13 protein-coding genes are annotated in these 18,697 nt (G+C 69.6%); 2 read left to right on the top strand and 11 right to left on the bottom strand.

Going from position 1 to position 18,697, the window contains the following annotated elements:
• Positions 1–198: 198 nt before the first annotated feature.
• Complete coding sequence (locus ABD255_RS06760) at positions 199–1,731, top strand: sugar transferase (protein ID WP_344210945.1); 1,533 nt, start codon at positions 199–201, stop codon at positions 1,729–1,731.
• Between the two features lie 42 nt (positions 1,732–1,773).
• Complete coding sequence (locus ABD255_RS06755; protein WP_344210943.1) at positions 1,774–2,361, top strand: RNA polymerase sigma factor; 588 nt, start codon at positions 1,774–1,776, stop codon at positions 2,359–2,361.
• Between the two features lie 70 nt (positions 2,362–2,431).
• Here the strand turns inward: ABD255_RS06755 and ABD255_RS06750 are convergent, their stop codons facing one another.
• The 11 genes from ABD255_RS06750 to ABD255_RS06700 form a co-directional block, all read right to left on the bottom strand.
• Positions 2,432–2,809, bottom strand: a complete 378-nt coding sequence (locus tag ABD255_RS06750; protein WP_344210941.1) for a hypothetical protein — start codon at positions 2,807–2,809, stop codon at positions 2,432–2,434.
• A gap of 5 nt (positions 2,810–2,814) precedes the next feature.
• The gene (locus ABD255_RS06745; protein WP_344210939.1) at positions 2,815–4,434 is read right to left on the bottom strand and encodes a right-handed parallel beta-helix repeat-containing protein; all 1,620 of its coding nucleotides are present in this window, start codon (positions 4,432–4,434) and stop codon (positions 2,815–2,817) included.
• Positions 4,435–4,463: 29 nt separating this feature from the next.
• On the bottom strand, positions 4,464–5,666 hold the full coding sequence (locus ABD255_RS06740) for a glycosyltransferase (protein ID WP_344210937.1): 1,203 nt from the start codon (positions 5,664–5,666) through the stop codon (positions 4,464–4,466).
• The gene (locus tag ABD255_RS06735; RefSeq protein WP_344210935.1) at positions 5,663–6,898 is read right to left on the bottom strand and encodes an O-antigen ligase family protein; all 1,236 of its coding nucleotides are present in this window, start codon (positions 6,896–6,898) and stop codon (positions 5,663–5,665) included. Before ABD255_RS06735 ends, ABD255_RS06740 begins: the two co-directional genes overlap by 4 nt.
• Entirely contained in the window at positions 6,895–8,529 is a 1,635-nt protein-coding gene (locus ABD255_RS06730) for a YveK family protein (protein WP_344210933.1), read from the bottom strand. Before ABD255_RS06730 ends, ABD255_RS06735 begins: the two co-directional genes overlap by 4 nt.
• Positions 8,526–9,740 (bottom strand): Wzz/FepE/Etk N-terminal domain-containing protein, encoded by a 1,215-nt coding sequence (locus ABD255_RS06725; protein WP_344210931.1) that lies wholly within the window; start codon positions 9,738–9,740, stop codon positions 8,526–8,528. The genes ABD255_RS06730 and ABD255_RS06725 overlap by 4 nt, the downstream gene beginning before the upstream one ends.
• 79 nt (positions 9,741–9,819) lie before the next feature.
• Positions 9,820–11,790 (bottom strand): alginate lyase family protein, encoded by a 1,971-nt coding sequence (locus tag ABD255_RS06720; RefSeq protein WP_344210929.1) that lies wholly within the window; start codon positions 11,788–11,790, stop codon positions 9,820–9,822.
• The gene (locus ABD255_RS06715) at positions 11,787–14,027 is read right to left on the bottom strand and encodes a bi-domain-containing oxidoreductase (protein ID WP_344210927.1); all 2,241 of its coding nucleotides are present in this window, start codon (positions 14,025–14,027) and stop codon (positions 11,787–11,789) included. The genes ABD255_RS06720 and ABD255_RS06715 overlap by 4 nt, the downstream gene beginning before the upstream one ends.
• Complete coding sequence (gene asnB, locus ABD255_RS06710) at positions 14,024–15,976, bottom strand: asparagine synthase (glutamine-hydrolyzing) (protein WP_344210925.1); 1,953 nt, start codon at positions 15,974–15,976, stop codon at positions 14,024–14,026. The genes ABD255_RS06715 and asnB overlap by 4 nt, the downstream gene beginning before the upstream one ends.
• Complete coding sequence (locus ABD255_RS06705) at positions 15,936–17,222, bottom strand: glycosyltransferase family 4 protein (protein WP_344210923.1); 1,287 nt, start codon at positions 17,220–17,222, stop codon at positions 15,936–15,938. The genes asnB and ABD255_RS06705 overlap by 41 nt, the downstream gene beginning before the upstream one ends.
• A complete protein-coding gene (locus tag ABD255_RS06700) occupies positions 17,219–18,541 on the bottom strand; it encodes a nucleotide sugar dehydrogenase (protein ID WP_344210921.1) in 1,323 nt (440 codons plus the stop codon). The genes ABD255_RS06705 and ABD255_RS06700 overlap by 4 nt, the downstream gene beginning before the upstream one ends.
• Between the last annotated feature and the right edge of the window lie 156 nt (positions 18,542–18,697).

Here is an 18,697-nt window from a genome sequence, read left to right as displayed (position 1 = left end):
GGTCCGGGGGTCAGTTTTTTTCCCGCGAGAGGGCGTTCGGGTTCCGGACCGATAAAACCCGGAATGGCTACTGTCGGATACTGGTCTGGCGTAGTAATCTGCGGTAACTGCCGTTGTGGGGGCGGCATTTCATCGAAGTCCGTGACGGGGAGTGGGTCAGGTCCCGGGCATCGATTCACCTGTGGGGGGTGGCTCTGTGTGACTGACTTTGTCGTGTCCGAAGGTTTGGCTGATCCAGCCGATCAGCGGCCGGCGGCGATGGGGGATCGCCGTCGACCGGTCTGGGTGGTGCCCGACGAGGTGCCGGCGATCGTGCCGCGGTCGGCCCGGTTCACCGAGGCGCGCTGGGTGGCGAAGTACCGGTGGGCGGCGCTCGGCGGTGACTTCGCGGCCGCGCTGATCGGTGTCTCGGGTGCGCTGGTGACCCGGTTCGGGGGCCAGATCAGCCTGGGCTATTTCGTCCTGGGCGCTGTCCTGCCGATCGCCTGGCTGGCCTGCGTGGCGTTGGAACGGGGGTACGAGACCCGCTACTTCGGCACCGGCCCGGAGGAGTTCAGGTCGATCCTGCGGGCCACGGTGGCGCTGACCGCCGTGGTGGCGGTCGCGTCGTACGCGACCAAGAGCAACGTGGCTCGCGGTTTCGTCGTGCTCGCGGTTCCGATGACCTGCGTGGCGGCGATGCTGGCGCGGTGGCTGCTGCATCGCAGCATCGCCAATCGCCGGTTCGTCGGCCGCTGCATGCGCCGGGTGCTCGTGGTCGGGCACAACGGGCAGGTGACGACGCTGCGGCGGCACCTGGAGGAGCGACCGGCCGACGGGTACGTCGTCGTCGCGACCTGCCTGCCGCGCGGTGGCGCCGCCGAGGAACCCGGGCCGGGCTCGGAGTTGCTGGGGCGGACCGAGGTGGACATCCTCGCCGCGGTCGACCTGTACGCGGTCGACGTGGTGGCGGTGGCCGCCGATCCGGAGCTGTCCGGGCATTCGCTGCGCCGGCTGTCCTGGGCGCTCGAGCAGCGCGGTGTCGACCTGATCGTGTCGCCGGGCATCGTCGAGGTCGCCGGTCCGCGGATCTCGATCCGTCCGGTCGCCGGCCTGTCGCTGCTGCACCTGGAACGGCCGTCGGTGAGTGGTGGACCGCATCTGCTGAAGAGCATTTTCGACCGGACGGTCGGCGGGGGAATGCTGCTGCTGTCCGCTCCGCTGCTGCTGGTGATCGCCCTGCTGGTGCGGTTGACCAGCCGCGGCCCGGTGCTGTTCCGGCAGACCCGGGTGGGACGGTCCGGTGTCGAGTTCTCGATGCTGAAGTTCCGGACCATGAGCGTCGACGCCGAAGCCCGCAAGGCCGAACTGCACGCGCTTGACGAGGGCAACGGAGTGCTGTTCAAGCTGCGCGACGATCCGCGGGTGACCCGGGTCGGCAAGCACTTGCGGCGGTTCTCGCTGGACGAGTTGCCACAGTTGGTGAACGTCCTGCGTGGCGAGATGTCTCTGGTCGGGCCCCGGCCGCCGCTCGCGGCCGAGGTGGCGATGTACGCCATCGACGACGCCCGCCGGATGCTCGTCAAGCCCGGGCTGACCGGACTGTGGCAGGTCAGTGGACGCAGCGATCTGACGTGGGAGGAGTCCATGCGGCTCGACCTGCGGTACGCCGACAACTGGTCGATCGCCCTGGACCTGCTCATTTTGTGGAAGACCGCCCGGGCCGTCCTCGGCCGCGACGGCGCCTACTGACAGACCGCACCAGGTAGTGACGTGTTCCCGAGGGGGGAATCCATGCCGAACCTCAGTGTCACCGGCATCATCGACGAAGCAGAATCGATCGCCAGGTCCGAGGCCGCCGACCTGGTCGACCGCGCCGCGCACGGCGATCAGGCGGCCTGGAGCCGGGTGGTCGACCACTACGCCAGACTCGTGTGGGCCGTCACCCGCAGCTTCCGGCTGACCGACAGCGACGCCTGCGACGTCTCGCAGGTGGTCTGGCTGCGGCTGCTGGAACACATCGACCGGGTCGATCCGGTCCGGGTCGGCGCCTGGCTGGTGGTCACCACCCGCCGGGAGTGCCTGCGGGTGCTGGCCTTCCGCAAGCGAGTGCTGCTGACCTACGAGCCGGACGCCTTCGAGGTCGTCGCCGGTGACCAGCCGGAGCTGGACGCGGATCTGCTGGCCGACGAGCGAGCGGTCGACGTACGGCGTGCGCTGGAGAGCCTGCCGGACCGGTGGCAGCAGTTGCTCGGCATGCTGATGGCCGACCCGCCCGCTCCGTACGCCGTGATCTCCGAGCGGTTGGACATTCCGATCGGCAGCATCGGCCCGATCCGTGGGCGCTGCCTGGACAAGCTCAGAGTGCTGCTCGCTTCTTGAGCCGCGCAGCTGAGCCGAGTGCCTGGGCAGACCCCCCGGCCCAGAGCCGGCGGCCGGTTGGGCGCCTGGATCAGAGCATGATCCACGCGGTCCGGACCGGCCGCTGTGCTGTGCCGGGCCAGCGGAGCAGGAAGCTCACCAGCCGCGCCGCCGAGCTGTCGTCGGTGTCCCCGCCGCGTGACTCCACCACCACCGGGCCGGCCGGGCAGATCCGCAGGTCCACGGTCAGCTGCTCCTGGCCGCGAACGTCGACGTCGAGCGTCCAGCCCTGGCCGGCGAACCGCAACCGGCGTACTCCGTCGCCGCCGCTTCCCGGGGCGTCCACCAGGCTGTCGTAGACCAGGTCCAGCACGTCGAGGTCCCGCTCGTGCCGCTCGAACGCGGCGTAGCCGGCTGAACGGAGCAGCTCCAGCTGCTCACCGGCGGCGCGCTCGGGTCGCCCGGTCATCGTCCTCAGCGCTCCCCTTGCACCTTGATCACGCTGTCGCGGTCCTGGACGTACGGCGCGCCCTGCCAGGCGGCCCAGTTCACCCGGTTGCCCTGCTCGTGCACGATGAAGTTCCACGGCCCGCGGTAGGTGTTGGCGTAGAAGCGGTTGCCCTGGTCGAAGGTGATGGCCTGCTGGATGGCCTTCTCCTTGTACGGCGACCAGACGGGGAACGTGCCCCAGTTGGAGAACAGCCCGTTGTAGCCGCAGCCGCTGCGCGAGGCGCAGGACTTGCCGATCTTGTTCGGATCGAGGGAGAAGGTGTTGCCGTGGACGTGGACGTTCTGCGTCTTCCACCGGCAGTCACCGAGGTACGGCTGCTTGCCGATGTTGGCCGCGACGCAGCTCTTCACGGTGACGGTCGCCGGGTTGACCAGCGTGCCCGACCCGGTGCTCGTGTTGGCCGGCGAACCGGCGAACCGGTCGGCGTTCTCCCACAGGATCACGCCGGCCCAGTTGTCGGTGAAGACGTTGCCACTGATCTCGAACGTCTGGTTGAACATTCCCGCCACCCGCTTGTCGCTGCCGGATTCGGAGATGTACACCGCGGAGGTCGGGAATCCGCCGTTCGCCGGGCCCTTGCCGAGACCGTTGCGGACGAAGGTGTTGCCCCGGATGCTCGCGTTGTAGCTGGTCTCGTAGACGATCGCCTCGGCGGTGTTGTCGGAGAAGTAGTTGCCCTCGATGGCGAAACCGGTGTTGTTGGTGTCGGCCCACAGGCCGGCGCTGCGGTTGTGGTGCACCCAGTTGCCGCGCACCACCGCGCCCGTCACCTCCCAGAACTTCCCCCCGCCGGTGCAGCCGCAGCCTGGCTTGGCCGCCTCCCAGTCGTCGGTGTTGTTGCCGGCGATCTCGTTGTTCTCGATGGTGATGCCGGCGACCTTGTCGGGGTTGTAGGCGTTGAAGCCGTACTGGCCGTTCTCCTGCAGGCAGTTGCCACGGATCTGGCTGCGGCTGCCGACCATCACGCCGGCGCCCGCGTTGTGACGGATCGTGTTGCCCTCGATCGTCCAGCCGATGGCGGCGTTGTGGTTCACCACGCCTTCGTCGTTGTTCGTCTTCGGGGCGCCGAAGTTCTGGATGGTGAGGTTCTTGATGGTCACATTCGTGACGTAGCCGGTGAACGCGTAGCGGTTGACCCGCCCACCGTCGAGCACCGCTCCCGGTGCGCCCAGGTAGGTGTTCCCTTCCTTGGGAATCACCTGGCTGAAGGGACCGGCGCCGAGGGAATGGGTGCCGGGCTGCAGCCAGAACGTGGTGCCGGCCGGACTGGCCTTGGTGATGTCGTTGAGGTTCTGCGTCGTGGCGACGGTGACCGCGCCGGCCGGCGCGGTGGCCGGTCCGGACAGCACCGCGGTGTTCCCGCAGATCTTGGCCGTCGGCGTGGACGGGGCGGTGAGCGGCGGTGTCGGTGCGGGAGCCGTCGAGTTGCTCTGCGCCTGCCCCGGGGCGGGATCGTCGTTGTCGACGACGATCGCCACCAGCAGGCCGGCGACGAGGACCAGGCCTACGGCGACGGCCACCAGTCGGTGGCGGTACCACGCGGATCCACGGCCGGGGGACCGGGACGAATCGCGTTGTTCCATGACACTTCCTTCGGGGCAGCGGTTCGCGCTCAGGGGCGAGCGGAGACGGAGTGGCGGATGGCGAACCGGTAGATGTCGAGCAGTTGCTCGATGTTGCGCTGGGGGTCGTGCTGCTTGTCGTACGTCTCCCGGGCGCGGCGGCCGTACTCCTGGTAGCGCTCGGGGTTGGTGTCGACATCGAGCAGGAGTTTCGCCAGTGCCTCGGGCTGTCCTGGTTCAAACAGTGCGCCGTCGGCGCCGTCGCTGACAAGGTCGGGGAAGGACCCGTGGCCGGCTGCGAGCGGCGGCACACCGACAGCCATCGCCTCCACCACCACGAGACCGAAGGTCTCCTCCCACTCCGAGGGCAGGACCACCGCACGGGAGCGGGCGATCAGCTCGAAGCACTGCTGTTTGGTGAGGTGTCCGGCGAGTTCGACCGACGGGCGGTCAGCGGCCCAGGCCGTCACCTCGGGCAGCAGCGGACCACCGCCGGCGATGACGAGCCGTAGCGCGTTGTCGCCGGCCAGGGCACGGTAGGCGTCCCAGCCCTTCATCAGCAGCGGTGCTCCCTTGGGCGCGTCCAGCCGGCCGACGTAGGCCACCTGCCGTTGCCGGTCACCGCCGACCGGACCGTCGTACGGGACCAGGTTGTGCTTCACGAAGGTCCGCCGCGGCTCGAATCCCATCGCCGCGAGCAGAGTGCGCTGGGAGTCGGAGATGAAGATGTAGGCCGACGCCAGGTCGCGCCAACTCCGGCGGTGGGCGCGGGCGGCCAGTACCGTCGGCCCGGTAGCGAGCGCCGAGCCACGGTAACAGCGATGCACCAGCGCGGACGTGGGGTTGCCGCCGGCACAGTCGTGGCAGACGTCGCCGTCGCGGAAGAAGTCGCCACTGGCGCAGAGCAACTTGTAGTTGTGCAGGGTGGCGACGACCGGGACCGCGGCGTCCCGGCACGCGTACAGCACCGACGGGCTCAGCAGCGGGAAGGTGTTGTGGACATGCACGACATCGGGCCGGGTCCGGTTCAGAGTCGCGCCGAGATCCCGCTTGCTGGTCGGGTTCCAGACCACCCGGGCCGGCAGCGTCGCCTTCTGCCAGGCCGGCCAGCCCTCGATCTCGTCACTGAGCCGCCCGAACGTCTCGACCTGGTGGCCGAGCGCCGCAAGGGCCTCGCCCTCCTGTTCGACGACGCGGTTCTCGCCGCTCGGTGCGGTCGACCGGTACGTGTTGTGCACCAGCAGGATCTTCATCGCACTCCTTCGCGGGAGGCTCCCGAGTACACCAAGGACGCGGCCAGCGTCAGCTCGAGGAGGTACGGCGACGCGTCGCTGAGGCCGCTCTCGGTGAAGGAGGCGACGACGCAGTAGGCGACCAGGAACAGGGCCAGGGCGCGGCGCGGACCGTCCGGCTGGAAGAAGGCCGCGGTCAGGACGAACAACACCGTCGCCACGACGATCGCGACCCCGGCCAGGCCGATGTCGTAGTACGTGCCCAGCCAGTTGCTGTCGATCGGCAGTCCGTTGAAGGACTTGTTGGACAGTCCGAGGCCGAACACGGTCTCGAAGGTGGAGCGCGGCGCGGCCGCGATCGACTCCCAGACCGCCCGGCGGCCGGTCAGAGCGGCGACCTCCTCGGTGTCCTGGCCACGCGCGAGCCAGGTGGTCACCACGGAACCCAGGGTGAGTGCTCCGACGGTGAAGAGGGCGACGCCGATGGCGAACGACTTGCGGACCCGCGACCGGGTGGTGAACAGGCTCAGGCCGGCGATCAGGACCCCGGCCAGCAAGGCGACCAGAGCAGTGCGGGTGTGCGTCAGCAGCAGGATCGGCACGGACAGCAGGACGCTGATCAAGGCCAGTTCGCGACGGAGCAGGCCGGACAGCCACAGCACCGTGGTCAGGCCGGTCGCCACCGCGGCGTAGTGGCCGACCTGGGTCGGCGGGACGGGCCAGAGGGCTCCACCGAGCCGGTCGTCGGTGAGCGCGACCCCGGGTGCGACCAGCAGGCCGAGGAGGACGGAGCCGAGCACGACCCACATGATCATCAGGTGGGTACGCACCAGCAGCAGATCGCGCCGGGTCCACCATGGCGTCAGCAGCCACAGCACCGCGATGAAGAGCAACAGCCGGGCCGCCCGGAAGAGCGCGCCGAACAGGAACTCGGCTCCGATGCTGGCCAGCAGCGACTCCGACGCCAGCAGCGCCAGCAGGAAGATGAAGACGCTGGGCCGGATCCGCGCGGGCCGGTTCACGCTCAGCACCAGCAGCAGGGCGACCACCAGGGAAGCCTGGGTGATGAGCTTGCCGACGATGCCGGGGATCGGCAGGATGTGCGGCGAGCCGGGAAAGAACGTCAACACGTTCAGTACCAGCAGGCCCCAGACCGCCTGCACCCGCCGGCGCCGCCGGCGTTCCGGTGCGACGATCCGCCTCGCGCCGGGGTCGCCCGCGAGTCGCGCGCCGATGCTGGCGATCGCGCTCATCGGCCGAACATCTCCAGGTCTCTGGTCGACCCGGCCGCGGCCTCGGTGGCCTCCGCGACCCCGACACCCTCGTCGGTGCGGTCCGCGTTGAGCACCACGGCCGTGTCGATCGAGAGGCCGGCGAGCCGCAGCATCTGTCCGGTGGCGTGGATCTTGGTGGCCGTCGAGCGTCCCGCTGTCACCACGGCGGCGGCGTGGGATGCCCAGGTGGCCAGATGGTCCGCGCCGAGCGCCGGCGTCAGGGTGGCCAGGGTGAGGACCAGGTCGGCGGCGTCCCAGGCGGCGTCGAGGGCGAGGTCGCCGGAGCCGGTCGGACGGTTGTTGTCGCCGAGCCGCAGGTAGCACCCCTCGGCCGGGCCGCGGTCAGGATCGGGGCGGAACACGTCGAGGCGCCGGCCCGATTCACTGAAGCGCGACTCGTGGGTGCCGGTGGTCTTCACGCCGAGAAGGCCGGCCAGCAGGCCGGTCCCAGTCAGGTCGGCGACCAGCACATGCTTGCGTTCGGCCGCCGCCGAGACGGCCAGTGAGGCCGTCGCGAGGGCACAGGCCCGGACATCGTCGACGCTGACCACGGCGAGGGCAGGCGTCGGCGTCCTCGACCAGTTGATCTGCTGGTCGAGATGCTGCGCCAGCAGCCGGACCTCAGGGTGCTCTCGCTGGGACTTGCGCAGATAGGTCGGGTACGGGCGCCAGCGCCAGCGCGGTGGCCGGCCCGTGCTGAGCCGGACCCGGGCCGCCAGCGACCGGGCGATGTCCTGCCGCTTCCACAGCCGGTCGGACAGCAGGGCCCGCACGACGACGAAACCGAGGCCGATGAAGAGTCCCGCGACCAGCCCTGAGACGGCGCCGATGGCCAGTGTCCTCTTCTGCGACAGCGGCACCGGCGCGGCCTCGTCGAGCATCCGGGTGCTGTTCATCCGGGAGGCCTGTACTTCTTGGTCGATGAGCTGTTGCTCGATGTACTGCAACCGGTCGCGGGCCGCGCCCAGCCTGATCGCCTCCGGGCTGTTGGGCACCTTCAGGTCGCGTGGATCGTCACCGGCGGCCGTGACCGCCGCCTCGGCCTCGGCGACCAGTGACTTGGCCGTGGCGAGGTCACGACGCAGCGGGATGTCCAGCTGGCTGATCTGCTCCCTGCGGAAGGCCAGGTAGGTCTGCGCCAGCACCGTGGCCAACTGGGTGGCCTGCTCGCTGGTCTCGGCACTCGCCGAGATCTCCAGCACCCGGTCGGTCAGTGGGGTCACGGTGTACCGCTTGAGTAGGTCGTCCGGCGTCTCGGCCAGCTTGAGTCGGTCGATCGCCCGCTGAGCCACGGTGTGCGTGGTCACCAGACTCACGTCCGTGGCCGCCGCCCGGGCCGGGTCGTCGCCTTCGCGGTGGGTCAGCAGCAGCCGGGCCGAGGAGACGTTGGCCGGTGGCAACACGGTGGGCGTCGCCAGTCCCAGGACCAGCCCGGCGAACGCGAGCACTAGCCAAAGCCGCAGATGCCGTTTGACCGCGTCACGGAGGAAGCGAAAGGTGACCAGGTGGTCGGGCGGGAAGGCGGCGGACCGCTCGTCGGTGAACAGGTCGTCGTCATCGTCCCAGGCCGGGTCGGCGCGGAACGACTCGGAGTACGGCTGGTTGCTCATCTGGTCCTCTTCGCCGTGCCGGTGAGGAGGGTGGGCAGCCGCGAGCCGGTGCGCCTCGTCGACTGCGAGACGCGGCCGATGGTGCGGTCGGTCGGGTCGGGGTCCATCACGACCAAGCCGTCGATGCCGCGGTCGTCCGCGGCGGCCGCGACGGCGAGCCGGGCCAGCTCCTCGGCCGTCACCGTGCCCGCCGACAGGGCGACGATCGTCCGGGTGGTGGGTTCGGCGCCGGCCACGTCCGGCGCGTCGCGGTCGACCACCACGATGTGGATGCTGACGGCAACCTTGCCGGGAGGTTCCTGGTGGTTGTCGACCACGATCGCGGTGGACAGGCCGATCGAGCTCGCGAACGCCGCCAGTTGCGGGCCGAGCGGCCGGGCCCTGTCGTCCCCGGCGAACGAGATGACGCTCAACGACACGGGTGGTCCGCCCTTCACGTCCAGACCGAGGTGGTGCAAGGTCTTGCGCAGGCTCCAGGCCTCGACCGCCGTCGGTGCGTAGTGTTCGAGCAGGTTGGCCCAGTCCGTGAGGTTGTCGGCCCGGTAGGACGAGACCGACGCCAGCACCGGCAGCCCGACCGCGTCCGAGATCTCGTCCCGCAGCCGCAGGCGCCGGTCACCGCGCGCCGCGGCCAGTACGCCGATCGAGCCGGCCACTGCGCCGAGCAAGGCGCCCAGCAGGCCGAAGATGCCCAGATGGATCGCCAGGTTGCCGCCTCGTGCGGTCGTCGCTTCTTCCAGCATTCGAGCCCCCGTCTTCTTCCCCAGGTCGCCCGGCAGCTTCTGGTCCGTGGTGACGAAGACCAGATAGACCTCGGCGACGGCGTTGGCCAACCGCATCGCCTGCTGGGCCGAGCTTCCCCGTGCGTCGATCTTGATCACGTCCTGGGTGACCGCGACGACCTTGACCCGATCGCGGACCACGTCGGTGACCAGCGGTGGCGCCAGGTTCTGGCCGGCGCTCTTGAGCACCGGCTCGCTGCCGGCGATGAACACCTGCGTCTCGATGCTCTGCGTGCCCGCCTCCTTCTCCGCGTCGGTCGCGGGCGGCGGCGGTAGTACCACCAAAGAGGTGGCGGTGTGCAGCGGCGGCTCCACCAGGGCGTAGCCGATCCCGCCCAGCAGACCGAGTACGGCCACCGCGGCGACCACGCGGCGCTGCCGCCGGATCGCCCGCCAGGACTTCTTGACGTCCAGCTCCTGTGTGCTCACAGGCCCCTCCAGTCGAACGCCGTCGGTTGGTTCCTGTAATAGAGGGCGCGGAACGGAGGCTGATACAGCCGAGGCCCGGTCAGTGCCGGAACTGGAACCGGCTGACCAGGACTGAGTCCGCCAGGAGCCGACCGGTACCGAGCAGCGTGGTGCTTTCCACCCGGTGCCCGAAGCGGGGCGAGTACCACCCGAGAATCGGATCGGTGTCGCCGCGGTGCGCGTTCCAGGTCAGTTCCGGCGGCAGGTCCACGGTCGCGGTACCGGTCGGCCAGCGAAGCCGGGCGGTCGGACCGTCGAGTTCGACGCTCACCTGTGGCCCGAGATGCCAGGCCAGCCGGGCGGAAGCGGCCGCGTCCAGGCTGTCCTCGACCCGAAGGAAGCCGCCGCGATGGTCCAGTTCGACCGACCGGCGATGCGTGACCGGTGGATCGGCCGCCTGGTAGCCATCGTGCTCGGCGGTCCACGTCGACGCGTCGTCGCTGGTCGAGAACCGCCGTACGTGCCCGGTCGCCCCCCGCAACCAGAGGAACGGTCCGCCTTGCACGGACTGTTCGGCGCCGGCCACCTCCAGGGTGTTGTGGCCGATGGTCGAGCGGAAGTAGTTCCGCCAGGACTCCTCGCCGTGGTAGCAGTACGTTCCAGGATCGGCCAGGATGTCGACCCCACCGACCCGGAGCTCGAGCGACAGTGCGTCGGCATGGGCATGTGCCGCGATCGACAGGAACCCGTGCGGCCCCGCGTCGGCACGGCACCAGATCTCCGGACCCGGGTCGCGGCTGTGCAGGATCGTGAGGCCCGCGTCGGCGAAATGCTCCGGCCGGATGTCCGGGCGATCAGGCTGACGGCGTTGCCCCACCAGGGACCCAGCCAGTACCGCGGCCGCTGTGGCCGGCGTCCGCGGCCACCAAGGGGCATCGCCGACGAGAGCCGAGCCGAGGTTGAGAAAGGCCGACCAGTTCGTCAGCTCAGGCGGATCGAGCACCAGCACCTGGCCCTCGTCGTCGTCGCCCTGGCGTGGCGGCCGCAGCGTCTCGTCGACGATCGCCGCGGCCACGTCGAGCATCCGGGTCAGCAGCGACCAGGTCTGCTCCGACAGTGGATGGCCGGCTCCGTCAGCCTCGGCGGCGGCGTACAGACCGAGTTCGGCGACGAAGCGGTGGTAGTCGGTCGCGAGTTCCCGATTCACCCCGGAAGCGAAGGTGTTCGCGTCCAGCTCCCGTTCCAGCAATGCGGCAGCGTCGCGGCGCCACCCCGCACTCTCGGCGAACCAGGGAAAGGCACAGGCGGCCGCGAGCTGACCGGCGGCCTCGGCGATCACGTGGTTGTTCGCCGACGAGCCGCGGCTGCGGAACGCGGCGAGATAGCGCTGGTGCCAGTGCAGTTGCCGGATCGCGAGTTCGTTGTGCTCGAACAGGTCGCCCACTCCGGGCCAGTCGGCAAGCAACCGTCTGATCCAGGTCCAGCTGATCAGCCGGATGCCGACCTCGATCCCACTGGTCCAATGGATCCCGGACAGGAACGGGTTGCGCTGCCACCAGTCCCGCAACTGCTCCGCGGCCCGTTCGGCATAGCTGTCGTCGTGGGTCAAGTACCAGGCCGCGGCCAACTGGGTCAAGTGGTGGTGCCGAGACAGCTCCCACACCTGTTTCACGTTCCCGACGAGCTCCTCGGAGCGATGGTTCACCCGGAACGCGTACTGCGCCGGGTCGGACCGCCGGCCGGTGACAGGGTCCCGGAACCAGTCGGGCGAGCGCAGATCGCTGCGAGCGACGCCCAGTACTTCCAGCTCACCCGCGAGGATCGCGTCGGCGGTGGAGATCACCGCCTTGCGGGCTTCCTCCGGTACGGCGGCCGCAGTACCGGGCGGCAGGGTCGTGGTGAAGGTTCGCTCCCGGGTGCCGGGTGCCTGCCCGCCGGCTTCCTGGCCGGGCCGAACCTGCTGAGACGCCCAGGTCGTCCGGCGGACGTGGTCCCGCGTGCGCCAGACCAGTTCGGTGGGCGACATCCGCCGCAGGCGCCGGACGTACCACCCCACTGGCTGGCGGCTCACTCCGGTCCCTGGCCGCGGTGCTGAGGCGAGGAGGCGACGGGTTCCGGGCGGCCGCTGGACAGGCTTCGATCGACGGCGATGGTGGCCCGAGTGGTGGCGATCAGAGACTCGAAGGGGATGGGCATCGCCGACCCCGACCGGACCGCCGCCACGAAGTTCTCCAGCTCGGCCTGCTGGCCCTTGTCCGTACCCCCGCGGGCCTTCTTCGTCGCCGGACGGCGGCCGGTCCACAAGGACGCCTTCTGGAAGTTGTCGAGCCTGGCGTTCCGGCCGCCTCCGGTAACGTCGAGCGTCTCCTTCGGGAACCGCGCGTTGCCGCAGCTGAGATAGCTGATCGTGCCGGTCGAGCCGTTCTCGAAGCGCAGGTTCACGATCACGTCCCCGGTATCCGGTCCATGGACGGCATAGACCTCGATCGGCAGGCTGTCCAGCCACCACGACAGCGTGTCGATGAAGTGGCCGCCCTCGCCGGCGAACCGGGTGCCCTCGCGGTCCTGGTCGAGGTACCAGCTCGTCGAGTCCAGCCGTCCCGCGTTCACCAGGTACCGCACCGCCGCGCCGCCGCCCGGTTCGCCGAACCGCGACCGGAGATCGGTGAGCAGCGGAGCGAAGCGGCGGTTGAAGCCGACCATCAGGCGGTCGTTGCCGGTGGCGTCGACGACCGCGACGATCCGATCCACTTCCTCGTCGGTCAGCGCGAGCGGCTTCTCCACGAAGACCGCCTTGCCGCGTTCGAGGGCCCGACAGGTCAGGTCGGCGTGGCTGCTGTGCCGGGTGACCACGAAGACCGCGTCGATCGACTCGTCGTCCAGGACCGCGTCGGCGTCGGTCGAGATGCTCGCGAAACCGAAGCGCCGCCGGGCGTTGGCCGCCGACAACGACTTGTTCGTGGCGACGTGCGCCAGCACCGCGTCCTCGTTCTTGGCCAGATGTGGCAGCAGCATCGAGGACGCGTAGTTGCCCGCGCCGACGAAGCCGAGCCGCACCTTGCCGGTGGTCCCGGTGGTCCCGGTGGCCGCGATCGGCCGGGTCTTCCCCCGGTCCGCCTCAGGGGCCGGCTGGGGGAGCGGCGCGGAGTCCGGGTACTCGAAGAGGAAGCCGACACCGGGCAGCGCGCCGGTGCTCAGCTGCTGGTAGACCTCGGTCGCGTCCGCGATCGGGAAGATCCGCGCGACCAGCGACGAGACGTCGATCTGCTCGCGGGCGATCAGGTCGATGAAGCACTCCAGGTTGCGCCGCTCGGTCCAGCGGACGTACCCCGCCGGGTAGTCGATGCCTTCGAGCTCGTACCGGTCGTCGTAGCGGCCGGGTCCGTAGGAGCGGGAGAACCGGACGTCCAGTTCCTTGTCGTAATAGGCGTTCCAGGGCAGGTCGAGCTTCGTCTTGCCGATGTCGACGATCCTGGCGCGGTCGCGGGCGAGCCGCGCGGCCACCTCGACCGGCCCGTTCGACGAGCCGCCGGCGGCCAGCAGGACGTGATCGGCTCCGAGTCCATTGCTCGCGCCGAGCAGCGCCCGCTCCAGCGTCGCGACGCCCGCCTCGTCGGCCGACGAGCAGGCGATCGCACCGGCCTTCTCCGCCATCCGGCACCGGTCGTCGACGGTGTCGATGCCGAAGACCCGGACACCGGCCGCGACCAGCAGCCGCACCACGAGTTGGCCGACCAGGCCGAGCCCGATGACCACCGCGGTGTCACCGAGCTGGACCTCCGACTGCCGGACGCCGTGCATCGCGATCGCACCGACCGTCGAGAAGGCGGCCTGCTCCGGCGGAACCCCGTCAGGCACCGGTACGCACAGGTTGGTCGGGATCCAGTTGTACTCCGCGTGCAGCGCGAACTCGTTGCCCGCGGCAGCGACCAGCTGGCCGACGCTGAACTCCTCGGCGCCGCGGCCGACCTCGACGACCACGCCGCACAGCGAGTAGCCCAGTGGTGTGTAGGAGTCGAGCTTGTTCATCACCTTCTTGTAGGTGTTGACCGCGCCCTGCTGGACGACGGAGTCCAGCACCTTCTTCACCTGGTCCGGCCGGGCCCGGGCCTTGCCGAGCATCGACAACCGGGCCTCACCGACCTTCATCAACTCGGTGCCGGTGGAGATCAGCGAGTACAGGGACTGGACCAGCACCCCGCCCGGCGCGCAGGCCGGCGGTGGCACGTCGAGAACCGCGAGCTCACCGGACTTGTAGTTCTGCGCTACCTGCTTCATGGTCGTCTCTCGCTTGTTCAGAAGGGTCACGTACTGACTCCCAGCTCACCCAGATGGCGGCACCAGGTCTCCAGCGTCAACAGCTGCCAGATCTGCTTCGAGTAGTCCTCGCGGCCGGCCCGTTCGTCCTCGACCAGCCGGGTGACGGCCTGCCGGTCGAGGAAACCGCTGCCGACCAGTTCGCCGTTCAGCAGCACATCGTCGACCAGTTCGCGCAGGTCGTTGCGGACCCACGCGCGCAGCGGCGCGCTGAAGGACGCCTTGGGCCGGTAGATGATCTCCTTGGGCAGCCAGGCCTCGGCCGCGCGCTTCAGCGCGAGCTTGCCCTGCCGGCCCTGGATCTTGTCCCGGCCCGGGATCGAGAACGCCGCCCGGACGACCTCGGGGTCAACGAAGGGGGTCCGCACCTCGGTCGACGCGGCCATGCTCGAGCGATCGGTGTAGGCCAGGTTCAGGCCGGGCAGGAACATCCGCGAGTCGGCCAGACACATCCGGCTCACGTGGTCGTCGAGCGAGGTGTCGTGGTACAGGTCGCTGTGCTCGGCGAACAGCTTCCCGACGTATGGCTCCAGGTCGGGGCTGAGCAGTCCGACGAGTTCGTCGGCGTCGTACATCGTGTAGCTGCGGCGGAACGCGGCCTCCTCGGGCAGGTCCGCGAAGGTGAGGAACCGCTTCGCCCAGCGCGCGTATCGCAGGCCCCGGCCGTTCACGGTCACCGGCAGCCGTCGTACCGCGGGACCGACCATGCCGTTGCGTACGACGCTCGGCAGTCGCTGGTAGCGAGCGCCCATCACGCAGGCGAGGTGCTTGCGGTAGCCGCCGAACAGTTCGTCGGCGCCCATCCCGGACAGCAGCACCTTGACCCCGGCGTCCCGGGCCGCGTCGCACATCAGCAACGTGTTGATCGCGGCCGGGTCACCGATCGGCTCGTCCAGGATGTCCACGATCCGGGGGAGCAGTTCCACCACATCCGGCGCGATCTCGATCTCGTGCAGGTCGATGCCGAACCGCTCGGCCACCTTGCGGGCATAGATCGCGTCGTCGGGCATCGCCTCGAGCTTCTGGTCCTCCGCCCGGAAGGTGATCGTGTAGGCGTCGATGCCGGGATCGAGGCGCTTGGCCAGTACGGTCACCAGGCTCGAGTCGAGTCCACCGCTGAGGAAGGTCGACACCGGTACGTCGGCGACGAGGTGCGCGGCGACGGACTCCTCGATCACCTGGCGCAGATCCGCGGGAGGTCCGGCAGCGGCCTCGGCGGCGACGTCCGCCGTCCGCCAGTACGTCGCGCGCCGGCTGCTGCCGTCCGGCCGGAACTCGGCCCACGAACCGGGCGGGAGTTTCTCCACGCCCTCGATCGCGCAGCGCTGCTCGGGCAGCCAGTAGTAGAGCATCGACGAGATCAGCGCACCCGGATCGGTGCGCAACTCCGGGCCGACCGCGGCGACCAGGGCCTTCAGTTCGGAGGCGAAGACCACGCCGCCCTGCCGGGCGAGGACGTAGAGCGGCTTGATGCCCATCGGGTCGCGGGCGAGGAACAGGCTGCCGGTCTGCTCGTCGAGCATGGCGAACGCGAACATGCCCCGGAACCGCGGCAGCGCGGCGGGACCCCAGCGGCGCCAGGCCTCCAGCACCACCTCGGTGTCGGAACTGGTGACGAAGGTCGAGCCCGACGCCGCGAGCTCGGCCCGCAACTCCTTGTAGTTGTAGAGCTCGCCGTTGTAGCTGATCGTCAGGCCCTGCTTGGACAACGGTTGGTCGGCCGCCCCGGACAGGTCGATGATCGAGAGCCGGCGGTGCGCCAGGTACGCGCTGATCCGGCCGTCCTCGAACCGGTGGATCCCGGTCGCGTCCGGGCCGCGGTGGGCGATCCGGTCGGACATCGTCTCGGCGAGCACGAGGCCGTCGTGCTGCTGGTAGCAGCCGGCGATCCCACACACGTCAGGACCCCGCAGTCCGGGCAGGCCCGCCCACGACGCCACCCGCGACACCGTCTGCCGACTGGTCGTCTGCCGACTGGTCGGTGACGGCCTCGGCCTCGCGACCCGTGAGGCGGTCGTAGACCCCGACGTAGGCCTTCTGCTGGTGCTTCCAGGCGAGTTGGGTCTCGACCAGGTCGCGGCCGTGCCGGCCCATCCGGCGGCGGCGTACCTCGTCGTCCAGCAGGTCGACGATCGCCTGCCCGTACTTCGCCACGTCGTTCGGCTCCACGTACTCGGCGGCATCGCCGGCCGAGACCCTGGTCTCGCGCAGGTCGAACGCGACCACCGGCAGCTCGAACGCCATGTACTCCATCGTCTTGTTCATCGTGGACACGTCGTTGAGCGGATTCTTCGGATCCGGCGACAGGCCCAGGTCGGCGGCCGACATCACCCGCTGGACCGTCTCGTCCGGCACCCGGCCGGTGAACTCGACGTGGTCGGCCAGGCCGAGCTCGTCTCGCAGCGCCACGACCTCGTCGAAGCAGTCGCCACTGCCCATCAGGGTGAAGGCGACGTCGGTGCGGCCGAGTTTGTTGACCACCTCGTCGGCCGCGCGCACGACGATGTCGACGCCGTCCTGCGGGCCCATCACGCCGATGTACGCGACCAGGAACCGATGCCCCCGCCGGCACGACTCGTCGACCTGGCCCCGCCGCAGCTTGTCCGGGTCGGGACCGGTCCGCACGACGGTGACGTCGTCGGGCGCCTTGCCGCTGCGAGTGATCGCGATGTCGCGGTACGAGTCGTTGGTGGAGGTGACGTGGTCGGCCGTGCGGTGCGTCATCCGCTCGAGGAACCGCAGTCCCCGGTACGGCAGGCCGGCGGCGTCGGGGAACCGCGACTGGTACAGCTCCGGGCAGAGATCGTGGTGGTCGAAGACGAAGCGGGTGCCGTCGATCCGGCGCAGCATCATCGCGATCGGCCAGAAGATGTCCGGCGGGTTGCAGGCCTGCAGCACCTGGAACTTCCCCTGCCGGCGGGCCCGCAGTACGAGCCGAAGCGTCATCAGGAACGAATAGACGTACTCGCCGATGTACCCGAGCTTGCTGCCGCCGGGGGAGTATCCGCGGTACTTGTGCATCTTGACGTCGTCGATGACGTGGTACGCCGGATCGTCCGGCCCCTTCGGGCAGACCACGGTCACGTCGTACCCGGCGCTGACCAGCGCCTTGCACTCCAGCCAGACCCGCCGGTCGAAGGGCACGTGCAGGTTCTGGATGATGATCAGCACCCTCGGCACGCTCACCAGCCCACTCCCTCGTAGCCCGGGAGAGCCTCGACATCCGCGCCGAGCCGGCCGCTGAGGTCGATGGTGCGGCCCGGTGGATGCTCGAGCAGGGCGTCGACCACCTGGGAGTCCGTGGTGGAGACCAGCGCCAGGTCGGCACCGCGCAAGGCCTCGACCGGATCGTCCGTGAGCACCCGTTGCAGATGGGGAAGCTTGGACTGGACGTGCCGCTTGTTGGCACCGACCAGCCGGCTCGGGTTGACGATCGAGTCGTAGATCCGCACGTTGTAGCCCTTGCCGATCAGCCGCTCGGCGAGTTCCACGCTCGGGCTCTCCCGCAGGTCGTCGGTCGCGGTCTTGAAGCTCAGACCGAGCAGGGCCACCTCGCGCCCCGGCCCGGCGACGACGCGGTCGACGACATCGCGGACGATCAGTTCGTTGCTGGCCAGCGTTCCGGCCAGCAACGGAAGGTCGGTGTCGTTCATCCGGGCCAGGTGCAGCACCGAGCGCAGGTCCTTGGGCAGGCACGAGCCGCCGAACGCGAAGCCCGGCCGCAGGTAGTACGGAGAGATGTTCAGGCTGGTGTCCTGGCAGAACAGCCGCATCACCTCGCGCGAGTCCACCGCGTAGAACCGGAAGATCCGGCCCATCTCGTTGGCGAACGACACCTTCGTCGCGTGGAACGCGTTGCAGGCGTACTTGAGTGCCTCCGCGGTGCGCACGTCGACCACCTGGACCGGCTTGGGGAGGAAGCCGAACAGTTCGGTCAGCGCACTGCCGACCCGTGGATCGGCGGTGCCGACGACGACGAACGGCGGCGCGAAGAAGTCGGCGAGCCCGGAGCCCTCGCGCAGGAACTCGGGGCACATCGCCGTTCCGAAGTCGAAGCCGTCACCGGGCGGCTGTTCGGCCAGAACCGGTCCGACGACGGTGTCGACGGTGCCGGGCGGCACGGTGCTGCGGATGACGATGCTGTGGAAGCCGGACGCCGGCGGTGCGACGGTCCGTGCGGCCGCCGCGATGTCCTGGACGGCGCGGCGGATATAGGTGAGATCGGTGCTGCCACTGGCGGTCGACGGCGTCCCCACGCAGATCAAGGAGACATCCGCGCGGTCGAGTGCCGCCCGCGGATCGGTCGTCGCGTGCAGTCTTCCCGCGGCGACCCCCGCGGCCATCAGTTCGTCCAGGCCCGGTTCGACCACCGGGCTGCGTCCCATCGTGATCGGATCGACCTTCGCGGTGTCGACGTCCACTCCCCAGACGTCGTGGCCGTTGGCGGCCAGACAGGCAGCGGTCACCGACCCCACGTAGCCCAGGCCGAATACGGCAACCTTCATAACGCCCCCCACTAGCTCATCTGGCGCACGAGTCGTGCTGCATGGCGGCAGCGTTCAAGAGAGGGACGGCGAAGCGTCCCTGATACAAGGAATCTCGATCGAATCGCCGCGCCGGTCGCACCGATCGCCGGCCGGCCGGAAATCCGGATGTATCAG

Source organism: Kribbella sancticallisti, from assembly GCF_039530625.1.
In the GTDB taxonomy this organism is placed as follows: domain Bacteria; phylum Actinomycetota; class Actinomycetes; order Propionibacteriales; family Kribbellaceae; genus Kribbella; species Kribbella sancticallisti.
The sequence above is the reverse complement of the archived record's forward strand: the minus strand, read 5'-3'. Positions and strand labels throughout refer to the sequence as shown.

Excerpts from the sequence above, each read along its gene's own strand:
- ABD255_RS06755 (WP_344210943.1), top strand. The coding sequence starts at position 1,774 with ATGCCGAACCTCAGTGTCACCGGCATCATCGACGAAGCAGAATCGATC.
- ABD255_RS06750 (WP_344210941.1), bottom strand. The coding sequence starts at position 2,809 with ATGACCGGGCGACCCGAGCGCGCCGCCGGTGAGCAGCTGGAGCTGCTC.
- ABD255_RS06745 (WP_344210939.1), bottom strand. The coding sequence starts at position 4,434 with ATGGAACAACGCGATTCGTCCCGGTCCCCCGGCCGTGGATCCGCGTGG.
- ABD255_RS06740 (WP_344210937.1), bottom strand. The coding sequence starts at position 5,666 with ATGAAGATCCTGCTGGTGCACAACACGTACCGGTCGACCGCACCGAGC.
- ABD255_RS06735 (WP_344210935.1), bottom strand. The coding sequence starts at position 6,898 with ATGAGCGCGATCGCCAGCATCGGCGCGCGACTCGCGGGCGACCCCGGC.
- ABD255_RS06730 (WP_344210933.1), bottom strand. The coding sequence starts at position 8,529 with ATGAGCAACCAGCCGTACTCCGAGTCGTTCCGCGCCGACCCGGCCTGG.
- ABD255_RS06700 (WP_344210921.1), bottom strand. The coding sequence starts at position 18,541 with ATGAAGGTTGCCGTATTCGGCCTGGGCTACGTGGGGTCGGTGACCGCT.